The organism is Tetragenococcus halophilus subsp. halophilus DSM 20339, assembly GCF_003841405.1.
GTDB classification, from domain to species: domain Bacteria; phylum Bacillota; class Bacilli; order Lactobacillales; family Enterococcaceae; genus Tetragenococcus; species Tetragenococcus halophilus.
Map to the genome: position 1 here is coordinate 78,535 of NZ_PXYA01000002.1, position 17,021 is coordinate 95,555.

Sequence of the window (17,021 nt, forward strand, 5' to 3'; positions counted from 1 at the left end):
TCTTGTTTAAAGTATGGGAAAAAGAATAACGACAACTTAAGCAAACAAAGGCTTATTCATTTTATTGAATAAATTTACCTATTTTCTCGTTTATTAAGCCAGTCTATAGGGCACTTTCATATACAAAAAATGAGCAGAAGATTCGATAAATATCGAATTTTCCGCTCATTTTTCTTTTAATTGCTAAATTTATTGAGGAGGTTCACCATCGCCAGCCTCGCCATTAGGAGCGCCGCCAGGACCTCCCATCATACTATCTACTGAAACTGTTTCTCCTGTTTCAGAAAGGTTGGTCACCGTATCAGACAAGGTCAGTGTTCCCAATTCTGTGCCATCAACAATTTCCTCATCTTGGTAGTAACCATTTTGCTCCGTTCCTTTGGCATCTGTTCCACTGACCAAAGTATAACTTTCATCTACTTCTAACTCAGACGAAGAGATGACAATATGGTCAAAGTCTTTACTTGGTTTGTAAGTAGCAATAACATTACCATCACTATCTTGCAAACTAACAATGGTTCCGGCAGATTGGGTCTCACTAAAGTAAACCCCTAACGAAGCTTGGGAAGAAGAATCAGAAACATTCATCGCCATACCACTACTTCCTGCTGCGATTAACGTTCCACCAGAAACTTCGAAATCTCCTTCGTAATCAAGTGCGCCGTTGTTATCTTCTGTCGGTCCATCAACTGTCACCGTTCCTCCTGTCATTTCGATATTTCCATTACTATCTAAGCCATCGCCTTGCGCGTCTACATGGAGAGTTCCTCCATTGATAGCAAGTAATAGACTATCATCTGCCTGCTCTTCACCAGGGGCCCCTTCTTGTCCTCCTGTTTCCTCAGTGTCGCTACTGCTACCGTCGCTGGTGTTTAACCCATCATCACTTGCAACTACGGCAATATCTCCATCATTAATCGTAATCACACTGGCTTCCAAACCTTCATTAGAGTCAGTCACATTGATTGTGCCACCATCAATGGTTAGATCATTGTCAGCATGGATGCCATCATCTCCAGAATCAAGAGTAAATTCACCGTCTTTGATCGCAATATCCCCATCGCTATGCAAACTGTCATCTGCTGTAGTCAGTTTGAAAGTACCGTTTTGAATTAAAAGGCTATTTCCTGCTTTGATCCCTTTATAGCTTTCTTCATCAGAAGTTTCGTTTTCTCCTGTTTTAATCGTTATTTCTGCTTGTTGTATATTTACAACTGTCTCAGCTTGCACCCCATCTCGTCCAGAGGTGATCTTAAATGTACCTCCATCTATGGCAATATACCCCTTATCTTCTTCATCAGAGTTATTGGATTGGATACCATCGCCTTCTTCTGTAGTAAGCGTATAACTCCCATCAAGAATCTGTACAGAATCTTTCCCTTTTAAGGCATTATTTTTGGCATTAACCGTATACTCGCCTGAAACTAAAATCAAATCATCTTTGCTACGAATACCGTTATTATAATTCCCCGAAACTTTCAATTCTCCGTCTCCATTGAGCACTAGATCTTCTTTACTGTAAAAGGTCGCGTCTGGTTCCGTTTCGTCACCATCTAGTTGATAATCATCTCCATCAGTCAGAGTATTCGTTGTATCACTGGCCAAGGTAGTAACCACTTTTTCTGCTTGTTCAACTAAAATAGCCGGGCCTTGTTGATTAGTAATTGTCACATCATTTAAAACAAGATGTACTTTTGCATCTTCATTAACATTGACAACCACTTGGCCATCAGTCAGCTCACCTGATAAAACATAGGTGCCACCTTGATTGATCGTTACGATTTGTCCATCGACAGACACGCCCTCTACTTCCTCAGTATTGTCGGATAGTTCAACGGTTGAACTATCCGAATCATACTCAGTGTTAAGATCTTCCTTCTCGTAGGTACCAAACGTATCTGATATATCGGCCGTATCTTCTGATGTAGACTTACTGGTCTGTGTCTGTGTATCTGCTGAGTTTTCTGTAGAAGCGGAGCTAGGAGAGCAAGCACTAATAAATAGTGCGATCACTAAAGAAGCAACAACTCTTTTTTTCATTAACATTCACATCCTCATTTATAATTCATCTCGATTAGTGGCAACTTTTCCTAAAACAACGGGCAAATTTCCATTACGGATGCGAATAGAATCGATCAAATTTTTTTCCTGTTGCTGATCTTTCAAAAGCAAAATATAACGCAACTCGTATAAACTTCCCATAGTTGTTGTCCTTACAGTATCAAGGCGATAACTGTAAGCAAATTCCTCAAAAATATCATTAAATAGTTCCGGATAATCTAGGTCTTCAGAGATCGTTATCTTCAATTCACGTTCTGCTGAATTTTGATCGGCAAAATTCGATCGATAAATTACTAGTAAGAAAGTAGCTACAATAACAGAAAAAACAGCGATATAAGAAACGTAGCCCATGCCGGTGGCTAAACCGACGCCCATTGACCAAAAAATACTAGTAATCTCGCGAGAACCGCCAGCCACTGAACGGAAACGAATCAGACTAAAAGCCCCTAATACAGCTATCCCAGTTCCTAGATTACCGTTTACCAGCATAATCACCGATTGAACAAGGACTGGTAAAACAGCTAAGGTAATGACAAAATTCTTCGTGTAAACATTGCGATACATATGAATAAAAGCAACTAACATGCCCAAAATTAATGAAGCGGTAATACAGATTAGAAGCTCTTTTAATTGGATATCTGTGGCTCCTTCAGTAAATAAACTAGACAACATTTAATAGTTCCTCCCTCTTAAATAAATGACGCTGGTAAGTTTGGGCATATTTTAAAAAACTGCTTTTTTGAATATGATATTTAGTTAGCAAGGCCGTAAACCACAAAGGATAGGCCCCCATAGCTTTGACTTCCATCAATACCCCCACTTCAGGAGCGACCAATTTCCCTGAAAGTTTGTTATCTAAGGCCAGATTTTCGGTACAATAGCGAATATTTTGATCAAAGGTAACTCGAAATTCACTATCATCTGCCATAAATAACGATAAACGATCGTAGGTGATCAATACTTTAGGCGAGAGTGTCGGTTGCCGATAAAACAACCATGTAATTTCTCGTGCAATTTGAACACTTGTTAGCTGATCAGAAAATTTACCAGAGACTTCCCAATTTAGATATTCCTCATAAGTAAATACCAAGCGCTGTTTATAGACAATTCCAGCGACTTTCTTTTTAATTTCTAAAAACACCAGACTGTCTGCTCGCGCAATGCCATAACTTCGGACACGAAATTTTTCTTTGTATTTCGGTTTACTTATGGATCGTTGGATAAAGTAATAATCCGGAGTGTCATAATACAATGATTGAATCGTATGCAGTCCATATTGATCAACAGACATATATTGATGTAAGTCATCAAAAAAGGACTGAAATTGTGATTGGGTCAGTAGATATTTATTTTCTTTTCTTTGAAAAATTTTTTTTAGTTTCATGAAAGAACCTCCTCATTTAGTTGATGACCATAGTCTAATCAACTAACCTTAAAGTTAGCTTAAGCAGGAGAAATGAAGGGGCAACTTTTTTACTTCTCCTCATTTTGTCATTGAAAAAAGCCGATCTAGCCGAGCGTACGAAAAAGCGACTAACCAACTTGGTCAGTCGCTATGCCTATAAAAGTTATATCATTCTCTAAAAAACACTAGAGCCACTCTTTCAACTTATAGCGCATAAGTTTGTTAGAGGCATTTCTTGGCAGCTGTTCAACAAAATAAATTTTTTTTGGCACTTTATAAGAAGCTAAACGGCTCTTCAAATAGGTCTGCACCATTTCTTCATCTAAAACATTTTGTGTATCTTTTACAATAAAGGCCACCGGAACTTCGCCCCATTGATCATCTGACCTATTTGTTACACCAACCTCTTGAACGCCAGTAAGTTCGGAGACCACGCTTTCGATTTCAGAAGGATAAATGTTTTCCCCGCCTGAAATAATCAAATCATTTCGACGATCCACCACATATAAAAAGCCTTCTTCATCAAGATAACCAAGATCGCCAGTTTTTAACCAATCTGTTTGAAAAGCTTTTTGGTCCGCTGTTGGATTATTGAAATAACCTTTTGTCACCATCGGTCCTTTGACATAGATTTCTCCGACACCTCGGGTAGACGGATCGTGGATTTTTAGTTGTGCTGGAACCAGAGGCTTACCCGCCGAACCTATTTTACGTAGGGCATCTTGGGGGCTTAAAGTCACAATCTGCGAAGAAGTTTCAGTTAAACCATAGGATTGAAAAACCGGTACTTCTTTTTTGCGCGCTTGTTCAAGCACGGGTTTGGGTGCAGGTCCGCCTCCTAATAAAACGCATCGCAGCTGTTCCGGATAGCGTTCAGTTGCCATCTGTTCTAACAAGCGCTGCAACATGACCGTCACCACAGAAATCATCGTAATATGATTTTTCATCAACGCCTCATGAACTTTTTCTGGTTCAAAGGAAGTCATCAAATAAATAGGCATACCATAGATCACACTCTTAAATAGGGTAGACAAACCGCTCACATGAAATAACGGCAGGACAGTTAGCCACTTATCTTGGGGCGATATCCCTAAATTCAGCGCTGATCCGATCGCACTCCACCAATGATTTCCATAGGTATGCACAACACCTTTAGGAAAGCCGGTAGTGCCCGAAGTATAAATAATGGTAAAAGGATCATTTAACACCAATTCATTTTGTAGGGGAACCTCTTTTTCAGGTAACCGTTGCAGTTCAGAAAAAGACTTTTTCTGAGGAACATCGATCCCTTCTGTCTTGTCACTAAAAAAACCGATGTCACTAACAAATTTACCTTAGCGTCATTTATCTGAAACTGTAACTCATTGGCACTTAAGCGTGTGTTTAATAACACAGCCACAGCTCCTAGATAACTTAACGCATGAATAGCGATAATCATATTGACATTATTTTGCGATAATAAAGCAATATGACTCCCCTTTTCAACGCCTAGATTGGCTAAGCGCCTGGCCATTGATTGACTGGCTTGAGCTAGTTCCTGAAAAGATAATGTTTCTTTCCCATTATATTCAAGCGCTAACTGGTTAGGCTTCAAATCTGCCTGTTTGCTTAACCAGTGGGGAATTACTTCTTTCATATGAAAAACTCACTTCCTCGATAAATTACATAAACAACAAAAATATAGCAACCCTTGATAAGAAACAAAAGCTGCTATATTTATGACATTGATTAAGGAAAACGTGGAAACTGATCAAAATCCGGCTTTCTTTTTTCCTTAAAAGCATCGCGTCCTTCTTTAGCTTCATCGGTAGTATAATACAAGAGCGTTTCACTCCCCCCCCATTTGTTGCAAACCAGCTAAACCATCGGTAGCCGCGTTAAATGAGGCTTTCAAAAAGCGCAAAGCGGTTGGTGATTTTCCCAAAATTTCTTGGCACCACTGCAAGGTTTCGGCTTCCAATTGATCCAATGGCACAACTTTATTCACCAGCCCCATATCGTAAGCTTCTTTTGCGTCGTATTGACGACATAAATACCACATTTCACGCGCACGTTTTTGACCGATCATTTCAGCCAATAAACCAGCACCATAACCAGAGTCAAAACTACCTACTTTAGGACCTGTCTGTCCAAAAATAGCGTTGTCCGCTGCAATCGTCAAATCACAAACGACATGCAATACATGACCGCCCCCAATGGCATAGCCTGCGACCATGGCAATCACTGGTTTAGGGATATTACGGATCAATCGTTGTAAGTCCAAGACGTTCAAACGTGGCACTTGGTCTTGATCCACATAACCGCCGTTACCACGAACCGTTTGATCGCCACCAGAACTAAAAGCTTTTTCGCCTGCGCCTGTCAAAATAATCACACCCACCGATGAATCATCTCTAGCATCGGCAAACGCATCGATCATTTCATTCACCGTTAATGGCGTGAACGCATTCCGTTTTTCTGGACGGTTCATCGTAATCTTAGCGACCCCCTTGTATTTTTCGTAAATAATTTCTTTATAGTCCGCTACTTTTTCCCAAGCAACTTCCATGCATGATTCCTCCCTCAGTTTATTTCAAAATTTCAAACAAACACAATAACCTTCATTATTTAAAAAGTTATCTTGGGTCTAATTTAGTACTTTTATTTCATTTTCTCAAGATAAACCGCTTAAAACAAAATTTTGTTAAATGTTAACTTGAGTGACTTTTACGGGGAGTCTTTTTTAAATTCATTCCCCATCTCTTTAATCTCAGGGAGCGAATTTGAAAAACGTTCCCTATCTCTTCGGACATAGAGGTTAAACCTGTGTTTTACTCCCCATCTTTTAATAAAAAACGAAATTTCAAAGAAAATTGACACGGTACTTTTCTTTCCATAAACTAAAAGTGATTAATTTTAGTACATTTAACATGCAGGAGGTTGAGTAGATTGGAAAATACATTAATGGAAGCACTTGGTATGAAAGTCGTTTCTGCAGAAAAAGAAAATGTTGTTATGACCATGCCTGTCGATCATCGTACTCGCCAGCCAGCGCAGTATTTACATGGTGGCGCCAGCGCCGCTCTGGCAGAAACAGCTGCCAGTATAGGGGCTTCCGCCAATATTGATTCTACTCACGAGACGATCTTTGGCATAGAAATCAACGCCAACCATATCAAAAGTACAGCCTCAGGAACAGTCACAGCCAAAGCGACACCTCTTCATATCGGTCGAAGAACTATGGTTTGGCAAATCAATATCACTGACGAAAAAGAGCAGCTTATTTGTATTTCTAGGTGCACGCTAGGGATCGTTGCAAAACAAGATTGAAAAATCACCAATCTGAGGAATATACGGTTCTTATTCAAAGAAATTTTATTTTGTGCTTAGCAACTAATGAATAAAGTCAAGATGTTGGAAACTATTAATTTAGATACGAATTTGAGTATTCAACGAATGGTGAACCCTGGAGAAACGGTTCACAGAAAAGAATATTATACGGCAATAAGAGGAAAAGAAGCCAACCAAGCTGTACATGTAGCAACTTTTTTACCTGATGGATCGGTGACAAAAGTCATTCGTTTTTCCAATTCGTCTGGATAAGGCACAAAATTCTTTTGGAAATACCCTTGGGCTTCTGACAAGTTATCAAACTCTCCCACAGAAGTTTCTATAGCTTGCCAATCTCTTTCATCCCCAGGAGTATAAAAGCTAAATTGATAACCTACCAGTAATTGTCTATCTGGTAATTTTTTGGAAGTGTTTCTTTCCATTTGAAATTTAACATAAGGAATTGTTTTATCTATCATTTTTTCTCCTTTCATTATCCAGTATAAAATCAATCTGTCTTAATAAGGGTAGGGTACTTTTCCCTCGCTTTTATTACCTTCAAAAAATATTACAGCAACACACAACATGTTCAGTATAAAACATTTTTTGTTTTAACTACTTCTTTTGTAAAGCGAAAAGAAAAATCACCCTACGACAACAGGGTGATTTTTCTGGTGGCTCAGCTGTACATTAGTCTTATTTCGCATATTAAGTATAGCATGTAATTAAAATAAAAAATTTTAATTGCAATTATCAAATAATGAACTCAATGATCTGTTCTATTTTCTTCAAGTCCACAGGGTTCATTTTCTCAATAAAGTCAATTTTGCGTTTATTGAAATCTAAAGATTTCATTTGATGGATGACTATTTGTCCTTTTGTTTTATAATTTTCTGAAAGACTATATCTAGTTGGTAAATCTATTTCAGTGGATGTAATAGGACATACCACCGCAAATTTTGTCGCCGTATTAAAATTTCCGCGCGAAATTACCAGAGCTGGCCGTCGCTTTTGAATTTCCATTCCAGTTGAAGGATCAAAGTCGATCCACACTATGTCTCCTTTTTCTGGTGTATAGTGATTAGTCATCCAGCACCTCTTTACCAACTGCTGGCATATCTTCCCATACATCCGATTCGTAAAAAGCTCCTTCTGTAACATTAGCAAACGGATCTTCAATTTTAGGTATCAAAACAATAGTTCCATCATTTCCGTATGAAACAAGATATTCTTTCCCAGGAAAAACTGTTGCCCCATCCTCAGCTGGTAAAGTAACCACGATAGATCTACCTTGTGCCCTTGTTTTTGTCTTTAGCATAGAAATCACCTCTCTAATTTGATTATACATGGTAACACCAAAATAATCAAGCGTGACCAAACTTGTGAGTTCACCCATTTCCTAGCATGAAGCGCTAAATTCTGTTACATTATTCTTTTTCCTATATTTAAGGTAATATAGATCTTTCGTCAAAAGAAAATAAACAATAAAAACTTTCTCCTGTTATCATATAGTATAAATAATGGGTCTATAATATTTAGTGTTGTTACTAAAAAAATTAGTAATAACACTAATTTTTTATATAACAAAAAAGCATTTGTTTCCTTTATAATTAAGTTGGACACCAAAATAAAAGGAGAAAACAAATGCTTCAATACAAAGATATCAAAATTAAAGATCAAAATCTAGATGTAGGCCTTAAAAACTTACTCAATATTAAGGACCCTCACATCTTTTTTTCCGCTCAAGCAGTTCAAAAAGAACCCATTCATCATCGAATGACGAATGTCTTTTACGGTGTCCTTACCTACACCCCGAAAGCTTGCGAATGTTGTGGCCTCATAAATGAAGAGAATCTTCTTATTAAACATTCGCCAAAGGCTTCGGATATTCAATTAATTCCTTATCAGGAAGTGCCCAGCGTTTTACGCTTATTTAAGCAACGATTTTATTGTAAATCCTGTCATCATACTTTTAGTGCCAGGACCTATTATATCGCCAAAGACTGTTATATTTCGCAAGCCTTGAAGTTTGCCATTGCGATAGACTTGAAGAAAAAACTATCGATGAAAGATATTGCTTTACGCTATGGGGTCTCATTTAAAACCGTGGAACGCGTATTGGATACCTTCTATCAAGGACTTAAATTCAATCCCAACCATTTACCGAAACATTTGTTAATCGATGAATTCAAAGGCACGAAGGACTGTGAAGGAGCCATGTGTTTTATCTTCAGTGACGCTCAGACAGGAAAAATTATCGATATCTTGGACGATCGCCGCAATTTCAAACTGATTGCTTACTTTCAACGATTTACTCAACAAGCGCGGAAAAGAGTCCAACATGTGGTTATGGATATGAATTCGGCTTATGGAAAAATGATCCCTCAAGTATTTCCGAAGGCCAAGATTCTTGTGGATCATTTCCACATTATCCAACAGATTTCTCGAGCTTTTAACCAGCAGCGGATTCGGTCGATGAACCAGCTGGACAAAAAGAGCGCCCAACAAATGAAGGATTATCGCAAATTAAAAAAATACTGGAAACAGCTCCAAAAAAAGCATAAAAACTTGGGGTACGACCATTTGAAACAGTTCCCTCTTTTTCGCCAAAAATATGTGACGGAATCGGAAGTTGTAGATTACTTATTAACCATTGATCCCGTGCTTAAGGCTTCTTATGATGTTTATCAAGATCTGCTTGACGCTTTTGAAAACGGCAAAGCGCAACCATTTTTCGCTATCATTGATCAACTGTCGCCTTTATTAGAAGAACCCTTTAAAAAATCCTTACGTCACCTCCAAAAGTACCGTAAAGAAATTACCTTATCTTTTACTCAACCGTATTCCAACGGCAAACTTGAAGGGAAAAACAACTTGATTAAAGTAATTCAACGGATTGCCTTTGGCTTTCGTTCTTTTAATCATCTACGTAAGCGAGTGCTTATTCAACAAGGGCTTCTTGAGATCTTATAAAATAACAAAAAAAGAAGAACCGAAGTCCTTCTTTTTATAAAGGTTTTGCTTAAACAACACTATTTGACAAAGAGCCTAAATAATCACACTATAACGATATATTTAAGCGTTCTTCTCAAACAAAAACACTATAATATCAAAAAAACCAGCCCTATGATGAATAGGAGCTGGCCTTTGTACTGTCTTGCAACAAACATTTTCTCGTTTCTCAACTTCATTATAGCATACTATTCGAAAATATAAACATGCTTGTCATTTTTGTTCTTATAAAATTCTATAAACCGTGTTATAATATAGGCGACAGTAAAGTTTAAGACGGTGGCTATCTTTTTTGAAAGGTGGTGCTTATGCAAGTAAGTGCTAAAATCTTAAAGAAAGGAGAGGCCCTTTGTCTGTTGCGGAAGCGCTAGGGCTAATGATTGCGTTCGGTTCTTTTACCGCTACGCTAATCTTTGGCATCCTAGACGCCGTAAAAAAGACAAAAAAATAACCGTCAAACTTTAGCAGGAGCGACGATTATTTTTCATTAAATAATTAATACCTGTCACCGTCTTAAACGGTGCTGTTAAGAGGGGTTGTTGAAACAATCTCTCTTTCCATTTGTATTATAGCATAATTCTAATGAATTTTTCAATTTTTAGTCAGCTGTACCTACCCTTTTGTAAAAGCTATTACTTTCAAGGAATTTTTGAAAATTTCTCTTTCAAATTATCAAATTCCCTTAACTTTTTTCTACCCCCAAACTTAACTAAGTGTAAAATTTATTGAGGTATCCTCTAGACGAATAAAAAAGAAACCGTTACTCTATTCATTGGGCTGTGACAGGCACTAATGAACAAAGGCGGTTTCTTATGGATTCTATTGTAACAGATTTAGTGGAAGTAATGAAGAAGGAAACGAATTTTTTAGCAAGAGAAAGAACCATGATGATCTTTTTTACACAACTTATAGCGACCATTACCCAACTAGCTTTTCAAACGCTTGATGAAGAAATTTGTGCGCAATGTAAGAAAGAAGGCTTTCGCGTCGATCGTAAAAGCGAAAGAACCATCACCTTCTTGTTTGGTCCCGTGACCTATGTTCGTCGACGAATGAAAAATCAAGCCAATGACATTCGTTACCCCTTAGATGAATTTCTAGGGATTCGAAAAGGTCTTCGTTATAGTTCGCTGGTTCTTCGAAACGCGGCTCAATTAGGCAGTAACATGGTCTATCGTCATGTTTCTCAAGCGATCGTCTGTTTAACTTCTTGGCAGATGAGTCATCAAAATGTGCAACAATTGGTGGTTAAAACGGGAGAATTCATCCAAGACAGGAGCACGCATGAAAGTCGTTACGACGGCGTGATCACCAAGAAAAAAGCTAAGTGTAAAATTTATTGAGGTATCCTCTAGACGAATAAAAAAGAAACCGTTACTCTATTCATTGGGCTAACAGGCACTAATGAACAAAGGCGGTTTCTTATGGATTCTATTGTAACAGATTTAGTGGAAGTAATGAAGAAGGAAACGAATTTTTTAGCAAGAGAAAGAGCCATGATGATCTTTTTTACAAAACTTATAGCGACCATTACCCAACTAGCTTTTCAAACGCTTGATGAAGAAATTTGTGCGCAATGTAAGAAAGAAGGCTTTCGCGTCGATCGTAAAAGCGAAAGAACCATCACCTTCTTGTTTGGTCCCGTGACCTATGTTCGTCGGCGAATGAAAAATCAAGCCAACGACATTCGTTACCCTTTAGATGAATTTCTAGGGATTCGAAAAGGCCTTCGTTATAGTTCGCTGGTTCTGCGAAACGTGGCTCAATTAGGCAGTAACATGGTCTATCGTCATGTTTCTCAAGCGATCGACTGTTTAACTTCTTGGCAGATGAGTCATCAAAATGTGCAACAATTGGTGGTTAAAACGGGAGAATTCATCCAAGACAGGAGCACGCATGAAAGTCGTTACGAGGGCGTGATCACCAAGAAAAAAGTGCCCTATTTATATCTGGAAGGAGACGGCGTAAAGATCAACGGACAGAAGAAACAATCCCTTGAAGTTCACCGTTTTCAAGTGTGTGAAGGCAGCCAGAAAGTAGGCAACCGTTCGGAAATGATCGCCCCGCACTTTGTGAGTCATCTGAATCGGCAAAAAGCATATAAAGAAATGATGGCCTATCTTCAAGCCTATTATGATTTACGTCATACCGTGGTCATTTCCAATAGTGACGGCGGTTCGGGTTATGAAAAAGCAGTGTTTGATGAACTGGCTTTAGGTTGTTTGCGTCATGAACACTTCCGTGATCGATACCATGTCCACCGGAAAATCAAGGAACGAATGGCTTTTGTTCCCCAGCTCCAACATCGAATGATACGAGCGATTGAACATTATAATTGGCAAGCAGTCCAGCTTGTTTTAGATACTTCGGAAAGCTTGATTGAAGAAAAGGAGGCCGAAGCGTTAGAACATTTACGTTTACTGCATCACTACCTTCAAAGAAGTTGGCCTTATTTAAAATCATTGAAAGCACGAGGAATCAGGGACCCTAAAGCTTGTATTGGCACGATCGAAAGTACCCATCGGAAAATCACCTATCGCATGAAGCGCCAAGGTCGTTTGTGGACAACAACTGGGGCCCAAGCCATGATTCGTGTCATTGATAGTTTAAGAAACCAAGAATTGGAAGGTTGGTTGAACCAATACGAAGCCCTTCCGAATGATGTGGTTGTCCAGGAAAAACGTTGGCACGCTATGAAACGTTGGGTACAGAAAAAGCCTCGTTTCCAAGCCCATGAAGGTGCATTTAAAGGACAGATTGGCGAAGGAAAAGCGAAAAGTGCGCCTTTAGGCCAATTCGCCAAAGGATTAAATCAATTACTAATGACCCCGAGTTATCTCTAATAAAAACTTGTTTTTGTTAGAGATGATGAGGGCAAACCGAACGAAAGTGAGGTTGAAAGATAACTTTGTGTCTGCCCCAAAGACGGTTTTTTTATTCAACCTCAATAAACTTGACACATACGGGTGATTATAACCGTCTTACTGTGCTTATCTATTATATAATACAATCAAAAACCTAACCGAAAATTTAATAACGTTTCACTGATTTCATCTTCATTAATTCCGATGTAGCGTTTGGTAATCTTCTCGCTGCTGTGACCAAAGATTTCCATTAAGGTGGCCACGTCTTTGGTTTTCTTGTAATAGTGGTAACCAAAGGTTTTTCGTAGGGTGTGGGTGCCGATATCGTCCCTTCCTAACAGCTTCGCGACCTTTTGAAACATCTGGTAGACCGTATTGACTTCTAAATGGCCGCCCTTAGTACTGGGAAACAAGCAAGCCTCCGGATCTAAGGGTGCGGTATAGCCGTGAATCAAGTCCTGTAAGCTGCTTAAGTATAAAATGCGTGTTTTCCCTGTCTTTTGCTCCACGATGCGCGGGTTTTTTGAGGTAATCACGTCTTTTTTCTTGAGTTTGACGATGTCGGACATGCGCAGACCGCTGTTAATTCCAATTAGAAACAAGAAAACGTCACGTTCCGCATTTTTATTCCGTCGCAGGCAAAATAAAAAATCATTAATCTCCTGTTGCAACCGTAGTGGCTGAACATTATAGCCCATGACAATCCCTCCTTTTTAGTCTGTTCGAATACATGATTATAGTTATTATAACACGAAATCGTGTGTTTAGGGAGAGTAAAAAAAAAGAACCCTATAGGGATAGGATTCTTGATACATGATTTTATGTAATTTCATGTGTTAAAACTTAATAGGAATTTAAATTTTATTATTAGATTTTTTAATCATTCACACGAAAATTAATTTTATAAAGAGCATACTCTATACTCTTATTTTTTTTCAAGAACTCAAAAAAGCGGAAAATCCCAGATTTAAAAACCTGAGTTTCCGCTTTTGTCATTTCAAGGATGGACTATTGTCTCAGCCTCTTCTAATTTATTCTTAAGATATTTTTACTTTCTCTGTAGGTGCTGATACTTCTTTTTATTCTTTTCGACCTTTCAACTTATACTTCATTAATCTCATGCCATTGAAAATTACCGCCAAGATACTACCTTCATGAACCAACATTCCGATAGACATATTCATCCATTCGCTGAAGAAGACGCTGGTCAACAAGACCAACACTACGCCAACTGAAATCACGATATTTTGTTTCATATTATTTGCGGTGGCTTTTACTAATCCTAATGCGTGAGGCAAGTTGCTGAAGTTCGAGTTCATTAAAACGACATCGGATGTTTCAATTGCTACGTCCGTTCCGCTTCCCATTGCGATTCCAATGTCTGCTAAAGCTAAGGACGGACTATCGTTAACGCCATCTCCAACAAAGGCTACAATTTGACCACGTTGTTGAAGTTTTCCGATATAAGCCGATTTGTCTTCCGGCAACATGTGGCCGTGAGCTTCGGTCAAACCAAGTTCGCCGGCGACCACATCAACGGTTACTTGGTTATCTCCTGAAAGAACAACTAGATTTTTCACGCCCAAGTCTTTTAATTCCTGCAAATTAGCTTTCACACCCGGACGGACTTGATCGCGAATGCCCATCAGTACTTTTAATTCACCGTCGACCGCTGTCAAAACGAGAGAGTTCCCTTGTTGTTCAAACCGTTTGACATCTTTTTGCACTTTTTTGCTGAGAGTGACATTTTCTTTTTCCATCAAGGCCACATTCCCAACAGCCACTCTATGTCCAGCTACACTTGAAACGATTCCGCCGCCTTTCACCGCTTCAGTTCCTTCAACAGGATAAAAGTCTGTTTCTCCAATTTGATTTAAGACCGCTTTTGCTAATGGATGATCTGATTCCCGTTCCACACTGGCCAGATAGCCAAGCGTTTCAGCAGAATCTTTTTCATATAGTTCAGTCGCTGCAACGGTTGGGTTTCCGACAGTTAAAGTACCTGTCTTATCAAATACAATTGTATCCACATTGCTGAAGTCTTGAATGACTTCACTCCCTTTTAAAAGAACGCCGTTACGAGCACCATTCCCAATACCGGCAACGTTTGAGACAGGCACTCCGATAACTAATGCGCCTGGGCAACCTAGAACCAAGATGGTGATTGCTAACTCAATATTTTGACTGAACACCCATACAACAATTGCCAGAACCAAGACAGCTGGTGTGTAGTATTTAGAAAAGCGATCAATGAACCGTTCCGCTTCGGATTTAGAATCTTGTGCTTCTTCCACGAGTTCAATAATTTTTCCAAATGTGGTGTCCTCACCAACTCGGTCAGCTCTGATTTGAATCGTTCCGTTTTCTAAAATGGTTCCTGCAAAAACTTCTGCATCAGCTTGCTTGTTGACCGGAACAGCTTCACCTGTAATGCTAGCTTCATTGATATGCCCTTCACCCGTAAGGACTATGCCATCTACTGGAACTTTCGCACCCGTTTTAACGAGCAAGATATCCCCTTCATCTATATCATCCACGTCTACTTCTTCAAATTCGCCATTATCCATTTGTTTCAAGGCGCTTTCGGGTGCCATTTCAGTCAATCCTTTGATAGCAGATCGCGTTTGGTTCAATGTTCGTTGTTCCAAGTAGTGTCCGAATAAGAATAAGAACGTGACAATAGCCGATTCTTCATAATTTTGAATAAAAAGCGCACCAATCGCTGCAATACTGACTAAGACATCAATACTGATGACTTTGACTTTCATTGCTTGAAACGCTTGAATGGCAATTGGCGTAATCCCAAAGACAGAGGCGATGATCAAAGACCACTCTGAAAGTCCTACGTTTTCTAAAACAAAGTGACTGAAGAAACCGAGTGCGATTAACAATCCACTGATGACGGTGATAACATTTTTCTTGCTTAATATATATTGTTGCATGCTTTTTCCCTCCAAATTTAATTTCTCTTTTATTGATAAACACAGTATAAGATAATTGCCTAAGTAATTAATTGACTGACATCAAGTTTAGAAAGTTCTCTTTTATCGTTTCTAAGCACCTCGAATCGGATTGCAACAAAAAAAGCAATCCTGAAAAAATAGCTTTTCTTCCAGAATTGCCTAGTTCATTTAATCTGTTAAGCGGCCTTGGCTTTTGCTTTAAGGACCGGATAGCCTACGTTTTCGATAGCTTTTTGAATCTCTTCAATCGAAGTGACAGCTGAATCAAAATTGGTTTTGACTTTGCTGGAGTTGAATAATACTTTAATGCTGTCTTTATCAACACCGTTAACTGATTTTACGGCACCTTCAATTTTTTGCATACAACTTGGACAAGACAACGTTTCTAATTGCAATATAGCTTTTTCCATAATTCCTATCTCCTTTATGTGTTTTTATTTTATCGGCAGCAGATTAATGAACACTGCCTTTTCCTCTTTACAACTGTAGTATAGCTCACTTTTAGCAAACGAAAATTGACGCATATCAAGTTTTGCACTTCTTTTTATCTTTTTGCTCAATTCACCATCTTAATAGTCTTTTTCTGCCCCTTATTGCCATTAGAATAATAAGAAATTGGTGGATAATCTTGTCTGCGTATAAACCATACGGTTCTGTTGCAAAGTTTTCCCAAAAATCTATTTTAGTGTAAAATTGAGAAAAAAGACAGAGAGGACAGAGTAATGAATCATTTTAAAGGCAAACAATTCAAAAAAGACGTCATTATTGTCGCTGTTGGTTACTACCTGCGTTACAATCTAAGCTATCGTGAAGTTCAGGAATTGTTATATGATCGTGGAATAAATGTGTGTCATACTACGATTTATCGTTGGGTGCAAGAGTACAGCAAAGTCCTCTATTATCTTTGGAAGAAGAAAAATAGACAATCCTTCTATTCATGGAAAATGGACGAAACCTATATCAAAATTAAGGGACGTTGGCATTATCTTTATCGTGCAATTGATGCGGACGGCTTAACCTTAGATATCTGGTTACGAAAGAAACGGGATACGCAAGCAGCCTATGCTTTCTTAAAACGACTCCATAAACAGTTTGGTGAGCCGAAAGCAATTGTGACCGATAAAGCACCTTCTCTTGGCTCCGCCTTTAGAAAGTTACAGAGTGTGGGTTTATATACTAAGACAGAGCACCGAACTGTGAAGTATCTTAACAATTTAATAGAACAAGACCATCGACCTATTAAACGACGAAATAAATTTTATCAAAGTCTCCGTACAGCCTCTTCCACGATTAAGGGCATGAAGACCATTCGAGGAATATATAAAAAGAACCGAAGAAATGGAACGCTCTTCGGCTTTTCGGTGTCTACTGAAATCAAGGTATTAATGGGAATAACAGCCTAAGATA

Annotated in this window: 16 protein-coding genes and 3 pseudogenes; 6 read left to right on the plus strand and 13 right to left on the minus strand. The window is 38.7% G+C overall.

Translation table 11 applies throughout. From position 1 onward, the window contains the following. Positions 1-189: 189 nt before the first annotated feature. The 6 genes and pseudogenes from C7K42_RS05990 to menB all read right to left on the minus strand — a co-directional run bounded on the left by C7K42_RS05990 (position 190) and on the right by menB (position 6,014). Positions 190-2,040 (minus strand): carbohydrate-binding domain-containing protein, encoded by a 1,851-nt coding sequence (locus tag C7K42_RS05990; RefSeq protein ID WP_103099717.1) that lies wholly within the window; start codon positions 2,038-2,040, stop codon positions 190-192. Between the two features lie 18 nt (positions 2,041-2,058). Further along, a complete protein-coding gene (locus C7K42_RS05995; RefSeq protein WP_103099718.1) occupies positions 2,059-2,733 on the minus strand; it encodes a DUF4956 domain-containing protein in 675 nt (224 codons plus the stop codon). Further along, positions 2,723-3,445, minus strand: coding sequence for a polyphosphate polymerase domain-containing protein (locus C7K42_RS06000; RefSeq protein ID WP_103099719.1), 723 nt, complete (start codon positions 3,443-3,445; stop codon positions 2,723-2,725). The genes C7K42_RS05995 and C7K42_RS06000 overlap by 11 nt, the downstream gene beginning before the upstream one ends. A gap of 206 nt (positions 3,446-3,651) precedes the next feature. Further along, entirely contained in the window at positions 3,652-4,782 is a 1,131-nt protein-coding gene (locus C7K42_RS06005) for an o-succinylbenzoate--CoA ligase (protein WP_211331507.1), read from the minus strand. Next, complete coding sequence (locus tag C7K42_RS13300) at positions 4,668-5,102, minus strand: AMP-binding protein (protein WP_211331502.1); 435 nt, start codon at positions 5,100-5,102, stop codon at positions 4,668-4,670. The genes C7K42_RS06005 and C7K42_RS13300 overlap by 115 nt, the downstream gene beginning before the upstream one ends. Before the next feature lie 92 nt (positions 5,103-5,194). Beyond that, positions 5,195-6,014: pseudogene (gene menB, locus C7K42_RS06010) on the minus strand (1,4-dihydroxy-2-naphthoyl-CoA synthase). A gap of 380 nt (positions 6,015-6,394) precedes the next feature. Here menB and C7K42_RS06015 point away from each other — a divergent pair. Beyond that, entirely contained in the window at positions 6,395-6,775 is a 381-nt protein-coding gene (locus C7K42_RS06015) for a hotdog fold thioesterase (RefSeq protein ID WP_211331505.1), read from the plus strand. 164 nt (positions 6,776-6,939) lie between these two features. Here C7K42_RS06015 and C7K42_RS06020 read toward each other — a convergent pair whose 3' ends face one another. The 3 genes from C7K42_RS06020 to mazE form a co-directional block, all read right to left on the minus strand. Beyond that, positions 6,940-7,254 carry a hypothetical protein gene (locus C7K42_RS06020; protein ID WP_174706066.1) on the minus strand — a complete coding sequence of 105 codons (315 nt, stop codon included), beginning with the start codon at positions 7,252-7,254 and terminating at the stop codon, positions 6,940-6,942. A 274-nt stretch (positions 7,255-7,528) separates the two neighbouring features. Beyond that, positions 7,529-7,864: a type II toxin-antitoxin system PemK/MazF family toxin gene (locus C7K42_RS06025; protein ID WP_014123850.1), complete on the minus strand. Its 336-nt coding sequence runs from the start codon at positions 7,862-7,864 to the stop codon at positions 7,529-7,531. Then, positions 7,857-8,093: a type II toxin-antitoxin system PemI/MazE family antitoxin gene (gene mazE, locus C7K42_RS06030; protein ID WP_041591760.1), complete on the minus strand. Its 237-nt coding sequence runs from the start codon at positions 8,091-8,093 to the stop codon at positions 7,857-7,859. The genes C7K42_RS06025 and mazE overlap by 8 nt, the downstream gene beginning before the upstream one ends. Positions 8,094-8,419: 326 nt before the next feature. On the opposite strand from mazE, the gene C7K42_RS06035 reads away from it, so the two are divergent. From C7K42_RS06035 to C7K42_RS06050, 4 genes and pseudogenes are all read left to right on the plus strand, one after another. Next, entirely contained in the window at positions 8,420-9,748 is a 1,329-nt protein-coding gene (locus tag C7K42_RS06035; protein WP_012345024.1) for an ISL3 family transposase, read from the plus strand. A gap of 415 nt (positions 9,749-10,163) precedes the next feature. Next, positions 10,164-10,238, plus strand: a complete 75-nt coding sequence (locus tag C7K42_RS13480; protein WP_081497518.1) for a putative holin-like toxin — start codon at positions 10,164-10,166, stop codon at positions 10,236-10,238. Between the two features lie 361 nt (positions 10,239-10,599). Beyond that, a pseudogene (locus tag C7K42_RS06045) lies at positions 10,600-11,109 on the plus strand (UPF0236 family transposase-like protein); the annotation flags it as partial. A 102-nt stretch (positions 11,110-11,211) separates the two neighbouring features. Then, positions 11,212-12,630, plus strand: a complete 1,419-nt coding sequence (locus C7K42_RS06050) for an ISLre2-like element ISTeha1 family transposase (protein WP_124175406.1) — start codon at positions 11,212-11,214, stop codon at positions 12,628-12,630. 167 nt (positions 12,631-12,797) lie between these two features. Here the strand turns inward: C7K42_RS06050 and C7K42_RS06055 are convergent, their stop codons facing one another. The 4 genes and pseudogenes from C7K42_RS06055 to C7K42_RS06070 all read right to left on the minus strand — a co-directional run. Further along, positions 12,798-13,349, minus strand: a complete 552-nt coding sequence (locus C7K42_RS06055) for a tyrosine-type recombinase/integrase (protein WP_103099924.1) — start codon at positions 13,347-13,349, stop codon at positions 12,798-12,800. Between the two features lie 381 nt (positions 13,350-13,730). Continuing rightward, on the minus strand, positions 13,731-15,593 hold the full coding sequence (locus C7K42_RS06060) for a heavy metal translocating P-type ATPase (protein ID WP_124175407.1): 1,863 nt from the start codon (positions 15,591-15,593) through the stop codon (positions 13,731-13,733). Positions 15,594-15,790: 197 nt separating this feature from the next. After that, positions 15,791-16,024, minus strand: coding sequence for a heavy-metal-associated domain-containing protein (locus C7K42_RS06065; protein WP_084098490.1), 234 nt, complete (start codon positions 16,022-16,024; stop codon positions 15,791-15,793). A 146-nt stretch (positions 16,025-16,170) separates the two neighbouring features. After that, positions 16,171-16,266 (minus strand): annotated as a pseudogene (locus tag C7K42_RS06070) (prolipoprotein diacylglyceryl transferase family protein); the annotation flags it as partial. A 70-nt stretch (positions 16,267-16,336) separates the two neighbouring features. Between C7K42_RS06070 and C7K42_RS06080 the strand changes: the two are divergent. Then, positions 16,337-17,017, plus strand: coding sequence for an IS6-like element ISS1N family transposase (locus tag C7K42_RS06080; protein WP_123985485.1), 681 nt, complete (start codon positions 16,337-16,339; stop codon positions 17,015-17,017). Positions 17,018-17,021: the final 4 nt, after the last annotated feature.

What these genes read in the sequence shown, in the direction of transcription:
- C7K42_RS05990 (WP_103099717.1), bottom strand. Translation starts at nt 2,040, where the DNA reads ATGAAAAAAAGAGTTGTTGCTTCTTTAGTGATCGCACTATTTATTAGT.
- C7K42_RS05995 (WP_103099718.1), bottom strand. Translation starts at nt 2,733, where the DNA reads ATGTTGTCTAGTTTATTTACTGAAGGAGCCACAGATATCCAATTAAAA.
- C7K42_RS06000 (WP_103099719.1), bottom strand. Translation starts at nt 3,445, where the DNA reads ATGAAACTAAAAAAAATTTTTCAAAGAAAAGAAAATAAATATCTACTG.
- C7K42_RS13300 (WP_211331502.1), bottom strand. Translation starts at nt 5,102, where the DNA reads ATGAAAGAAGTAATTCCCCACTGGTTAAGCAAACAGGCAGATTTGAAG.
- C7K42_RS06020 (WP_174706066.1), bottom strand. Translation starts at nt 7,254, where the DNA reads ATGATAGATAAAACAATTCCTTATGTTAAATTTCAAATGGAAAGAAAC.
- C7K42_RS06025 (WP_014123850.1), bottom strand. Translation starts at nt 7,864, where the DNA reads ATGACTAATCACTATACACCAGAAAAAGGAGACATAGTGTGGATCGAC.
- mazE (WP_041591760.1), bottom strand. Translation starts at nt 8,093, where the DNA reads ATGCTAAAGACAAAAACAAGGGCACAAGGTAGATCTATCGTGGTTACT.
- C7K42_RS06035 (WP_012345024.1), top strand. Translation starts at nt 8,420, where the DNA reads ATGCTTCAATACAAAGATATCAAAATTAAAGATCAAAATCTAGATGTA.
- C7K42_RS06050 (WP_124175406.1), top strand. Translation starts at nt 11,212, where the DNA reads ATGGATTCTATTGTAACAGATTTAGTGGAAGTAATGAAGAAGGAAACG.
- C7K42_RS06055 (WP_103099924.1), bottom strand. Translation starts at nt 13,349, where the DNA reads ATGGGCTATAATGTTCAGCCACTACGGTTGCAACAGGAGATTAATGAT.
- C7K42_RS06060 (WP_124175407.1), bottom strand. Translation starts at nt 15,593, where the DNA reads ATGCAACAATATATATTAAGCAAGAAAAATGTTATCACCGTCATCAGT.
- C7K42_RS06065 (WP_084098490.1), bottom strand. Translation starts at nt 16,024, where the DNA reads ATGGAAAAAGCTATATTGCAATTAGAAACGTTGTCTTGTCCAAGTTGT.
- C7K42_RS06080 (WP_123985485.1), top strand. Translation starts at nt 16,337, where the DNA reads ATGAATCATTTTAAAGGCAAACAATTCAAAAAAGACGTCATTATTGTC.